At 69.9% G+C, this 10,491-nt stretch carries 13 protein-coding genes; 9 read left to right on the top strand and 4 right to left on the bottom strand.

The features are described from left to right. Positions 1-253 precede the first annotated feature (253 nt). The 4 genes from ACIO3O_RS42525 (at position 254) to ACIO3O_RS42510 (ending at position 2,965) form a co-directional block, all read left to right on the top strand. Positions 254-1,414, top strand: a complete 1,161-nt coding sequence (locus tag ACIO3O_RS42525; RefSeq protein ID WP_401756340.1) for a GAF domain-containing sensor histidine kinase — start codon at positions 254-256, stop codon at positions 1,412-1,414. Continuing rightward, complete coding sequence (locus ACIO3O_RS42520) at positions 1,407-2,081, top strand: response regulator (RefSeq protein WP_401756337.1); 675 nt, start codon at positions 1,407-1,409, stop codon at positions 2,079-2,081. Before ACIO3O_RS42525 ends, ACIO3O_RS42520 begins: the two co-directional genes overlap by 8 nt. Positions 2,082-2,229: 148 nt before the next feature. Then, on the top strand, positions 2,230-2,499 hold the full coding sequence (locus ACIO3O_RS42515; protein ID WP_401756334.1) for a chaplin family protein: 270 nt from the start codon (positions 2,230-2,232) through the stop codon (positions 2,497-2,499). Positions 2,500-2,725: 226 nt separating this feature from the next. Further along, a complete protein-coding gene (locus tag ACIO3O_RS42510; RefSeq protein ID WP_401756331.1) occupies positions 2,726-2,965 on the top strand; it encodes a chaplin family protein in 240 nt (79 codons plus the stop codon). Between the two features lie 80 nt (positions 2,966-3,045). On the opposite strand, the gene ACIO3O_RS42505 is transcribed toward ACIO3O_RS42510, so the two are convergent. Next, on the bottom strand, positions 3,046-3,822 hold the full coding sequence (locus ACIO3O_RS42505) for a hypothetical protein (protein WP_401756328.1): 777 nt from the start codon (positions 3,820-3,822) through the stop codon (positions 3,046-3,048). Between the two features lie 134 nt (positions 3,823-3,956). On the opposite strand from ACIO3O_RS42505, the gene ACIO3O_RS42500 reads away from it, so the two are divergent. From ACIO3O_RS42500 to ACIO3O_RS42485, 4 genes are all read left to right on the top strand, one after another. Then, positions 3,957-4,748 (top strand): ABC transporter ATP-binding protein, encoded by a 792-nt coding sequence (locus ACIO3O_RS42500; protein ID WP_401756325.1) that lies wholly within the window; start codon positions 3,957-3,959, stop codon positions 4,746-4,748. Positions 4,749-4,825: 77 nt separating this feature from the next. Then, complete coding sequence (locus ACIO3O_RS42495; RefSeq protein ID WP_401756322.1) at positions 4,826-5,266, top strand: NfeD family protein; 441 nt, start codon at positions 4,826-4,828, stop codon at positions 5,264-5,266. A gap of 124 nt (positions 5,267-5,390) precedes the next feature. After that, positions 5,391-6,329 (top strand): SPFH domain-containing protein, encoded by a 939-nt coding sequence (locus ACIO3O_RS42490; RefSeq protein WP_401756320.1) that lies wholly within the window; start codon positions 5,391-5,393, stop codon positions 6,327-6,329. A gap of 80 nt (positions 6,330-6,409) precedes the next feature. Beyond that, on the top strand, positions 6,410-7,186 hold the full coding sequence (locus tag ACIO3O_RS42485; protein WP_401756317.1) for a sulfite exporter TauE/SafE family protein: 777 nt from the start codon (positions 6,410-6,412) through the stop codon (positions 7,184-7,186). A gap of 75 nt (positions 7,187-7,261) precedes the next feature. Here ACIO3O_RS42485 and ACIO3O_RS42480 read toward each other — a convergent pair whose 3' ends face one another. From ACIO3O_RS42480 to ACIO3O_RS42470, 3 genes are all read right to left on the bottom strand, one after another. After that, positions 7,262-7,768: an HNH endonuclease gene (locus ACIO3O_RS42480; RefSeq protein WP_401756315.1), complete on the bottom strand. Its 507-nt coding sequence runs from the start codon at positions 7,766-7,768 to the stop codon at positions 7,262-7,264. A 195-nt stretch (positions 7,769-7,963) separates the two neighbouring features. Beyond that, positions 7,964-8,509 (bottom strand): YbhB/YbcL family Raf kinase inhibitor-like protein, encoded by a 546-nt coding sequence (locus ACIO3O_RS42475; RefSeq protein ID WP_401756312.1) that lies wholly within the window; start codon positions 8,507-8,509, stop codon positions 7,964-7,966. Between the two features lie 48 nt (positions 8,510-8,557). Then, entirely contained in the window at positions 8,558-9,340 is a 783-nt protein-coding gene (locus tag ACIO3O_RS42470) for a sporulation protein (RefSeq protein ID WP_401756310.1), read from the bottom strand. A 120-nt stretch (positions 9,341-9,460) separates the two neighbouring features. Here ACIO3O_RS42470 and ACIO3O_RS42465 point away from each other — a divergent pair, with 120 nt between their 5' ends. Next, positions 9,461-10,102: a DNA-3-methyladenine glycosylase gene (locus ACIO3O_RS42465; RefSeq protein WP_401756343.1), complete on the top strand. Its 642-nt coding sequence runs from the start codon at positions 9,461-9,463 to the stop codon at positions 10,100-10,102. Positions 10,103-10,491 lie beyond the last annotated feature (389 nt).

Genomic DNA, 10,491 nt, shown 5'->3' with positions numbered 1-10,491 from the left:
GCCCCCCGGGGGCGGGACGGGCGGGCAAGGGGGCGGCCCCTCCCGCTCCCGGCCCACCCGGGTGCCGCCCCTGGCCCAGCCCCCGTGCCGGACGCCCGTCCAAAGAGGCCCCGCCCCGCCCCGGCACCGGGCACACCCCCGACCGGGCCCCGCCCATCCCCGTACCCCCGCCCCCAGACCTAGTCCCTCCGACCTCCCCCTCTCACCCCCACGCCCGATCCACCCCCCACCCCCCACCGGTACGGTGACGGACATGACCCCCGGCCGCCCCCACCTGCCCCCCGGCGGCCTGACCGCCGTCAGCTCCGCCCTCCTCGCCATGAGCCGCCACCTCGAAGTCCGCGACGTCCTCAAGACGATCGTGGCCTCCGCCCGCGACCTCCTGGACGCCGAGTACGCGGCCCTCGGCGTCCCCGACGACCACGGCGGCTTCGCCCAGTTCGTCGTCGACGGCGTCAGCGAAGAGCAGTGGAAGGCGATCGGCCCGCTGCCCCGCCAGCACGGCATCCTCGCCGCGATGCTGCACGGCAACGAGACCGAGCGCCTCGCCGACGTCCGCAAGGACCCCCGCTTCGAGGGCTGGCCGGACGCCCACCCCGACATGTCCGACTTCCTCGGGCTCCCCATCCGCGACGGCGACGAGGTCATCGGCGCCCTCTTCCTCGCCAACAAGCGCTGCCCCAAGCCCGACGGCGGCTGCGGCTTCACCGCCGCCGACGAGGACCTCCTCACGATCCTGGCCCAGCACGCCGCCATCGCCCTCACCAACGCCCGCCTCTACGAGCGCAGCCGCGAGCTGACCATCGCCGAGGAACGCTCCCGCCTCGCCCACGAACTCCACGACGCGGTCAGCCAGAAGCTCTTCTCCCTGCGCCTCACCGCCCAGGCCGCCGCCGCCCTCGTCGACCGCGACCCCGCCCGCGCCAAGGACGAGCTGCACCAGGTCGCCGCCCTCGCCGCCGAAGCCGCCGACGAACTGCGCGCCGCCGTCGTCGAGCTGCGCCCCGCCGGCCTCGACGAGGACGGCCTGGTCGCCACCCTGCGCAACCAGGTCCAGGTCATGGACCGCGCCCACACCGCCCACGTCGTCTTCGACAGCTGCGGCGTGCGCGCCCTGCCCGCCGCCCAGGAGGAGGCCATGCTCCGCGTCGCCCAGGAGGCCCTGCACAACGCCCTGCGCCACTCCGGCGCGGACCGCGTGGACGTCGTACTCGAAAAGCCGCGGGACGACCGCGCCCGCCTCAGCGTCACCGACGACGGCTGCGGCTTCGACCCCGCCGGAGTCCGCCGGGCCGGCCGCCACCTCGGCCTCGTCTCGATGCGCGACCGCGCGAGCGGTGTCGGCGGCACCCTGACCGTGCACTCGGAGCCCGGCAAGGGCACCACGATCACCCTGGAGGTCCCCGGTGCCTGAGCCCGGCCACAGCACCCCGTCCGCGACAAAACCGAAGATCCGCGTCCTGCTCGTCGACGACCACCAGGTCGTACGCCGCGGCCTGCGCACCTTCCTCGAAATCCAGGACGACATAGAGGTCGTGGGCGAGGCGGGCGACGGCGCCGAGGGCGTCGCCCAGGCCGAGTCCCTGCGCCCCGACGTCGTCCTGATGGACATCAAGATGCCGGGCACCGACGGCATCGAGGCCCTGCGCAGGCTCCGCGAACTCGCCAACCCCGCCAAGGTCCTGATCGTCACCAGCTTCACCGAGCAGCGCACGGTCGTCCCCGCCCTGCGCGCGGGAGCCTCCGGTTACGTCTACAAGGACGTCGACCCGGACGCCCTCGCCGGAGCCATCCGCTCCGTGCACGCCGGACACGTCCTCCTCCAGCCCGAGGTCGCCGGAGCCCTCCTCGCCCAGGACGACCCGCACAGCGGCCAGGGCCGCAGCACCTCCCTCACCGAGCGCGAGCGGGAAGTCCTCTCCCTCATCGCCGACGGCCGCTCCAACCGGGAGATCGCCCGCGCCCTCGTCCTCTCCGAGAAGACCGTCAAGACCCATGTTTCGAACATCCTGATGAAACTGGACCTCGCCGACCGCACCCAGGCCGCGCTCTACGCGGTCAGGCACGGTCTGACCGACTGACCGCACGTCATCCGGACCGTCTTCCTCCGGTACGAGATTCATACCGTCGTGTGTAAGTCATCCGTACGGCGCAACCTGATCGCCGCGGAGGCGTTCTCCATGGCGTGCTGCGGCGGCTGGCCGCAGCCACCGCTAGGAGGAACCTGAAGTGAAGAACCTGAAGAAGGCTGCCGCCGTCACCCTGGTCGCCGGTGGGCTCGTCGCCGCCGGTGCGGGTGCTGCCTCCGCGACCGGTCCGGGCCACGGCCACGGCCACCCCGGGGCCGTTGCCGAGGGCAAGGCCGTCCAGTCCCCGGGCGTGGGCTCGGGCAACCTGGTCCAGGTCCCCGTCGACGTTCCCGTGAACGTGGTCGGCAACACCGTCACCGTCATCGGCGGTCTCAACCCCGCGTTCGGGAACCTCGGCGTCAACCACTGATCGACCGGGCCCGCACAGAGGCCCGTCGTGAAGGGGAAAACGGCCCTCGGCACACACCGGGGGCCGTTCCGCGCCCCGCCCTGCGGAGTAGTCAGCCCGCGGGGCCCCTTGCTTCGAAAGTGAGCATCCGCGCCGACAGCCGTGTCGTTCCGTCGATTGGCGCGTTCTCCATTCAGCGGTCCCGGGGTTGGGATCGCCCCGTATACATCCCTAAGGATTACTTTTCATGAACACTGCCAAGAAGGCCGCTGTCGTCCTCGCCGTCGCAGGAATCGCCGCGGGTGCCTCCGCCGGTGCGGCGTTCGCCGACGCCGACGCCAACGGCAAGGCCGAGCGCTCCCCGGGCGTCGGCTCTGGCAACCAGGTCCAGGTTCCGGTGCACGTCCCGGTGAACGTCGTGGGCAACACGGTCAACGTCATCGGCCTGCTGAACCCCGCGTTCGGCAACGACGGCGTCAACTCCTGACGCCAGTCCTGTTCGAGAGCCCCGCGGTCCTGACCGCGGGGCTCTCGCCGTTCCCGGCCCGCGCGCAGCGCACCGGGCCATCAGGCGGTGCGTTCCACGACGGCCCCGTACGCCGCCACCATCGCCCGCCGCGCCACCCGCTCCACCGGCCGCAACGCCTCCCCGCGCGCCCACATCTCCGACGCGCTCACCGCACCCCCGTGCCCGTTCCCGTACGCCAGCGACACCACGAGCCCCACCCGCCGCGCCATCTCCAGCACCCGCACCGCCCGCGCCGGATACCCGGGCGCCAGCACCTCCGCCGAAGCCTCCGACCGTGCCCGGTACGCGTCGATCGCCGCCTCGGCCACCGGCCCGGACCCGGCCACGTCCAGCTTCGCCAGCACCGCCGTCGCGTCCCGCAGCGCCTCCGCCAGCTCCCGCTCCGCCTCCCCGAGCGACGGCACGTCGGCCGGCGGCGCGTCCCGTACCGCCGAACACACCCAGGTCACCTCGACCCGTACGTCCCCCCGGGGTCCGATCTCCTCGATCTCCGGTACGAGTCCCAGCGCGGCCCCCGTGCAGACCACCGCCTCCTCGGCCTCCAGCGCCCGCGCGTTGAACTCCGGCGGACCGCTCAGCCCCAGCGGATGGCCCGGCGCGGGCAGCGCGACCCGGAAGCCCGTCGCCCCGAGCGCCCGCAGCCGCCCCAGCGCGAGCGTGAGCCCGACCGGTCCGTCCTCGCCCGGCACGCCGGTCACCCGGTGCACCGTGTCGTCGCCGACGATGGCCGTCGCCGCGTCGTCCGGTGAGACAAATCCCCCGAGCAGGGCATTTCCCCAAGCCGCCAGCATTCCTGAACGTGGTTCCGTGAGCATGCGCCCCAGCCTAGATTCCGGGCCGCACCCATCCCAAGGGCCGGACTGTCCGAGCGGTGGCGTAGGTTTTCCTTGGGCGCTGTGCCCACAGGCACACGCGACATTTCGATACTGCATGGGGAGACAACGCGCTCATGAGCGATGTACTGGAGCTGGTGGACGTATCCGTGGTCCGCGACGGACGGGCTCTGGTGGACGACGTCTCCTGGTCGGTGAAGGAAGGCGAACGCTGGGTCATCCTCGGCCCCAACGGCGCCGGCAAGACCACGCTGCTGAACATCGCCTCCAGCTATCTCTTCCCCTCCTCCGGCTCCGCCGCCATCCTCGGCGAGACCCTCGGCCGGGTGGACGTCTTCGACCTCCGCCCCCGCATCGGCATGGCCGGCATCGCCATGGCCGAGAAGATGCCCAAGCGGCAGACCGTCCTGGAGACCGTCCTCACCGCTGCCTACGGCATGACCGCCACCTGGCACGAGGACTACGACGAGGTCGACGAGCAGCGCGCCCGCGCCTTCCTCGACCGCCTCGGCATGAGCGAGTACCTGGACCGCAAGTTCGGCACCCTCTCCGAGGGCGAGCGCAAGCGCACCCTGATCGCCCGCGCCATGATGACCGACCCCGAGCTCCTCCTCCTGGACGAGCCCGCCGCCGGTCTCGACCTCGGCGGCCGCGAGGACCTGGTCCGCCGCCTGGGCCGCCTGGCCAAGGACCCGTACGCCCCCTCGATGATCATGGTCACGCACCACGTCGAGGAGATCCCGCCGGGCTTCACCCACGTCCTCATGATCCGCCAGGGCAAGGTCCTCGCCGCCGGCCCCGTCGAGACCGAGCTGACCTCCCGCAACCTCTCGCTGTGCTTCGGCCTGCCGCTCGTCGTCGAGCACCGCGGCGACCGCTACACCGCCCAGGGCCTCCCGATGGGCTAAGTCCTGTCGTACGTACCGCACTTGAGCCGGTACGTGAATCCCGTGCGCCCTGTCCGCGCCGACCACCCGCCCCTACCATGACCGTTGTGAACATGGACGCATGGCTCTGGTGGCTGATCGGCGCGGCGGTGCTCGGCATCGCCCTCGTCGTCACGACGATGCCCGAACTGGGAATGCTGGCCGCCGGCGCGCTCGCGGGCGCACTCACCTCCTACCTGGGCGGCGGACTCGTCACCCAGGTCCTGGTGTTCGCGGCCGTGTCGGTCGTCCTGATCGCGGTGGTACGCCCGATCGCCACCCGGCGCCGAAGTCAACGCCCCCAACTGGCAAGCGGAATCGACGCGTTGCGGGGCCGCCAGGCAATCGTCGTGGAGCGCGTCTCCAGTGCCGAGGGCGGCCGGATCAAACTCGCGGGCGAGATCTGGTCGGCCCGCGCCCTGGACGCCGGACAGAGCTTCGAGCCCGGCCAGCAGGTCGACGTCGTCGAGATCGACGGAGCGACGGCCGTGGTCATGTGAACGTCCGTGAGGTAGACGGAACACCCTGCACGGCGTACCGCCATCTGGAAAACTCGATCATCGCGGAACCGGCCGACCGGCCCGTCCGCGCAGCGTCGAGCAACACGAAGGGCACGGGGAAGCGATGTCATCGATCATCATCGTCCTGATCATTCTGGTGGTGCTGGTCTTCATCGCCCTGATCAAGACGATCCAGGTCATCCCACAGGCCAGCGCCGCCATCGTCGAGCGCTTCGGCCGCTACACGCGCACGCTCAACGCGGGCCTGAACATCGTCGTCCCGTTCATCGACTCGATCCGCAACCGGATCGACCTCCGCGAACAGGTCGTCCCGTTCCCGCCCCAGCCGGTGATCACCCAGGACAACCTGGTCGTCAACATCGACACCGTCATCTACTACCAGGTGACCGACGCCCGCGCCGCGACCTACGAGGTCGCCAGCTACATCCAGGCCATCGAGCAGCTCACCGTCACCACGCTCCGCAACATCATCGGCGGCATGGACCTGGAGCGGACCCTGACCTCCCGCGAGGAGATCAACGCGGCCCTGCGCGGCGTCCTCGACGAGGCCACCGGCAAGTGGGGCATCCGCGTCAACCGCGTCGAGCTCAAGGCGATCGAGCCGCCGACCTCCATTCAGGACTCGATGGAGAAGCAGATGCGCGCCGACCGCGACAAGCGCGCCGCGATCCTCACCGCCGAGGGCATCCGGCAGTCCCAGATCCTCACCGCCGAGGGCGAGAAGCAGTCCGCGATCCTGCGCGCCGAAGGTGAGGCCAAGGCCGCCGCCCTGCGCGCCGAGGGCGAGGCCCAGGCCATCCGTACGGTCTTCGAGTCCATCCACGCGGGCGACGCCGACCAGAAGCTGCTCGCCTACCAGTACCTCCAGATGCTCCCGAAGATCGCCGAGGGCGACGCCAACAAGCTCTGGATCGTCCCCAGCGAAATCGGCGACGCGCTCAAGGGCCTCTCCGGAGCGATGGGCAACTTCGGCCCCCTTGGCGGGAATTCGGGCGGTTCCGGCAGCACCAAGGAACGCCGCGAACAGCCCCCCATCGACTGACCCGCCACCCCTCTCGTGCATGATCGCTGCATACGGCAGCGATCAGCACTCTGCACTCAGCACGAGGGGTACGAAACCGCATGACGATCTGGGAGATGCTCGCCGTCTTCGCCGCAGGCATCGGCGCGGGCACCATCAACACCATCGTCGGCTCCGGCACCCTGATCACCTTCCCGGTGCTCCTGGCCACCGGCCTGCCGCCCGTCGTCGCGAACGTCTCCAACACGCTCGGCCTGGTCCCCGGCTCCATCAGCGGCGCCATCGGCTACCGCAAGGAACTGCGCGGCCAGCGCCGACGCATCATCCGCCTCGGCCTGACGGCCCTGCTCGGCGGCCTGATCGGCGCGATCCTCCTCCTCGCGCTCCCCTCCTCCGCCTTCGACACGATCGTCCCGGTCCTGATCGGCCTGGCCCTGATCCTGGTCGTCCTCCAGCCCAAGCTGTCCGCCGCCCTCAAGCGCCGCCGCGAACTCAGCGGCGACCCGGAATCCGGCCCCCACCCCGACGGCGGCCCGGCCCTCCTCGTCGGCCTGCTCCTCGCCAGCGCGTACGGCGGCTACTTCGGCGCCGCCCAGGGAGTCCTCTACCTCTCCCTCATGGGCCTGCTCCTCAACGACTCCCTCCAGCGCATCAACGGCGTCAAGAACATCCTGGGCGCCGTCGTCAACGGAGTCGCCGCGGTCTTCTTCCTCTTCGTCGCCGAATTCGACTGGACCGCCGTACTCCTCATCGCCGTCGGCTCCGCCCTCGGCGGCCAGATCGGCGCCAAGGTCGGCCGCCGCCTCCCGCCGACCGTCCTGCGCGGCGTGATCGTCGCCGTCGGCATCGTCGCGATCGTCCAGCTCCTGCTCGCCTGACCCTGGGAGGAGCACGTACGCGAAGAAGCCCGCCTCCACCACGAGACGGGCTCCCTCTCCCTACGACCGCACTCCTCAGGCCGCGGACTCCGCCAGCCAGTCCGGCAGCGAATCCCACTCCGCCCCCCTCAGCGACAGCAACATCGCGTCGGCGGGCGTCGGGACGAACGGCTCGAACAGCAACGGCATCCCCGCCTTCTCCGGCGTACGGTCCGCCTTGCGGTGGTTGTCCTCGGCGCACGAGGCCACCGTGTTCAACCAGGTGTCACCACCACCGCGCGACCGAGGCACCACGTGGTCCACGGTCGTCGCCCGCTTCCCGCAGTACGCGCACCTGTGTTGGTCCCGTATCAACACACCCCGCCTCGACCACGGAGCTTGTCTTCGGAACGGCACCCGTACGTACCGGCTCAGCCGGATCACCATCGGCACCGGAAGATCGACAGCGGCGGCGCGCATGCGCAGCCCGGGATGCGACTTCTCGACCACGGCCTTGTCCGTCAGGACAAGCACCACCGCACGGTTCAAAGTCACCGTCGACAGTGGCTCGAAGCTCGCGTTCAAAACCAGCGTGTCACGCATCCCGCCCACCCTCCGTGTGCCGGCCCACCCCGTGGCGGGCTTGGATCAACTCTGGCGGGACACGCCCCAATGGACAACGCATTAACGGCGTCCCCGGCGGAGGGCGCGCACACCCCCCAAACAAAAACTGCCCGTTCCCGATCTCTTTCAAGACCGGGAACGGGCAAATACCCCGTGAATCTTTCGGACTACGGCTCAGCCTTCGGCCGGAGCCTCGTACTCCGCTACGAGCTGTGCCCGCCCGAGCGTGTGGAACCGCAGGTTGAACCCCACAGCAGCAGGCGGAGTGTCCGCGCCGACACCCAGCGCGGCAAGGCTCTCCACATCCACCGCGTACACGGTGAACACGTATCGGTGGCGCTCGCCCGCCGGGGGAGCGGCCCCACCGAAGTCCTTCGACCCGTAGTCGTTACGAGCCTGTACGGCGCCCTCCGGCAGCCCCTCGAACTTCCCCGACCCGGCACCGGCCACCAGCTCGGTCACCGACGCCGGAATGTCGAAGACCGTCCAGTGCCAGAACCCGCTGCCTGTCGGCGCGTCCGGGTCGAAGCAGGTCACCGCGAAGCTCTTGGTCTCCGCGGGGAACCCCTCCCACCGCAGCTGCGGCGAGGTGTTCCCGTCCGCGTACACCTGGGCGCCCTTCAGCTCCGCACCCTCGGCGACGTCCTCGCTCACCACACGGAACGAAGCCACCGGCGGATGGAAGTCGTGCGGCAGCGGCGCCCTCTTGCCCTCGGTCACGTCAACACCTTCCTACTCGCTCAACACTCACGCGGAACCCTTCCGACCCTAGAGCCAGTTCCGCTGCCCACCGACCTGGGCCAGCCACTGGTTGAGGTACGCCGCCCAGTCCGTCCCCTGGAAGTCGTGCAGCCCCACCTGGAACGCCCGGTAGGAGTCGCTGCTCTCGCTGAACATGCCGCCCTTGCGGTCCATCTCCAGGATCACGTCCATCTCCCGGTCGTCCGCGATGAACGTCAGCTCGACCTGGTTGAGCCCCCGGTACTGCTGCGGCGGGAAGAACTCGATCTCCTGGTAGAACGGCAGCCGCTGCCGCGTCCCCCGGATGTGCCCGCGCTCCATGTCGGCACTCTTGAACCGGAACCCCAGCTGGATGAAGGCGTCCAGAATCGCCTGCTGCGCCGGCAGCGGGTGCACGTTGATCGGGTCCAGATCGCCGGAGTCGACGGCCCGCGCGATCTCCAACTCCGTCGTCACACCGATGTCCATCCCGCGCAGCTGCTGCCCGGCAATGCTGGTGACCGGCGTCTCCCAGGGAATGTCCAGACCGAACGGCACCACGTGCACCGCCCCGGCCTGCACCTGGAAGGCCCCGCCGAGCTTGACCTTGGTGAACTCGATGTCCTGCTTGACCTCCTGGTCACCACCCTCGACCTCGACGCGCGCCTGGAGCCCGACCGACAGCCCCTCGATCTGCTGGTCCACGGACCCGCCCTGAATCCGCACCTCGCCCTGCACGACTCCACCGGGCACGACGTTCGCCTCGGTGAGCTCCGTCTCCACGGACGCCCCACCCGCACCCAGGCTCGCCAGCAGCTTCTTGAATCCCATGCTCTCCCCTTAACTCTTCCGGCCTTGACCAGTACAAACGCTCGACACAGGCGCCCGGTTCCGCGCCTACCCGCACAACGACCGACGGCAACCCGGGTTCCACTACCCTCGGCAGGCATGATCGTGCCGGAACCGGACCGTACGCCGCTCACCCGCTCCTTCTTCGACCGCCCCGTCCTGGCCGTCGCCCCCGACCTGCTGGGCCGCACCCTGGTCCGCCGCACCGACGAAGGCCCCATCGAACTCCGCATCACCGAGGTGGAGGCCTACGACGGCGAACACGACCCGGGCTCGCACGCCTACCGCGGCCGCACCGCCCGCAACGCCTCGATGTTCGGCCCACCCGGCCACGCGTACGTCTACTTCATCTACGGCATGTGGTTCAGCCTCAACCTGGTCTGCGGCCCCGAGGACGAAGCAAGCGGTGTCCTCCTCCGCGCCGGCGAGATCACCAAGGGCGCCGACCTCGTCCGCAAACGACGGCTTTCAGCCCGAAACGACAACGAACTGGCCAAAGGCCCCGCCCGCCTGGCCACCGGTCTCGACATCACCCGCGCCCTCGACGGCACCGACCTCTGTACGGCCCCGGACTCACCCCTGTCCGTCCTGCAGGGCACCCCACCCCCACCTGACCAGCACCAGAACGGCCCCCGCACCGGAGTGGGGGGAGACGGAGCGGCCCACCCCTGGCGCTTCTGGATCTCCGACGACCCGACGGTCAGCCCGTACCGCGCCCACAAGCCACGCCGCCGAGCAACTTGACTCGACCCGGCCGCGCGCCTAACGTAGCCCGAGCCGCTTGAAACGGGCACTGCTGTCGGAACGGTCCATCGGACCCGACCAAGCAGCCCGGAGCGGCCAACCACTACCTACGACTTCCCCTAACGGGTTCGAATTTCGGCATGCCCGAATTCCGATCCCAACGGCCCGATTATGAGCCGCAAGGGAAAGCAGCTAAAGTAGTGAACACGCCGAAAGGCAAAGGCCCTCCAACGGCCACCGGAAACAAAATCCAAACCGGAAACGGCGCGGAAATGATCTGGTAAGGTTGGAAACACACCGAACGAAAACGTCCGGAGGAAAGCCCGCGAGGGTGAGTACAAAGGAAGCGTCCGTTCCTTGAGAACTCAACAGCGTGCCAAAAGTCAACG

The sequence above is a fragment of the Streptomyces sp. NPDC087440 genome, assembly GCF_044744005.1.
Lineage (GTDB): Bacteria > Actinomycetota > Actinomycetes > Streptomycetales > Streptomycetaceae > Streptomyces.
The sequence above is the reverse complement of the archived record's forward strand: the minus strand, read 5'-3'. Positions and strand labels throughout refer to the sequence as shown.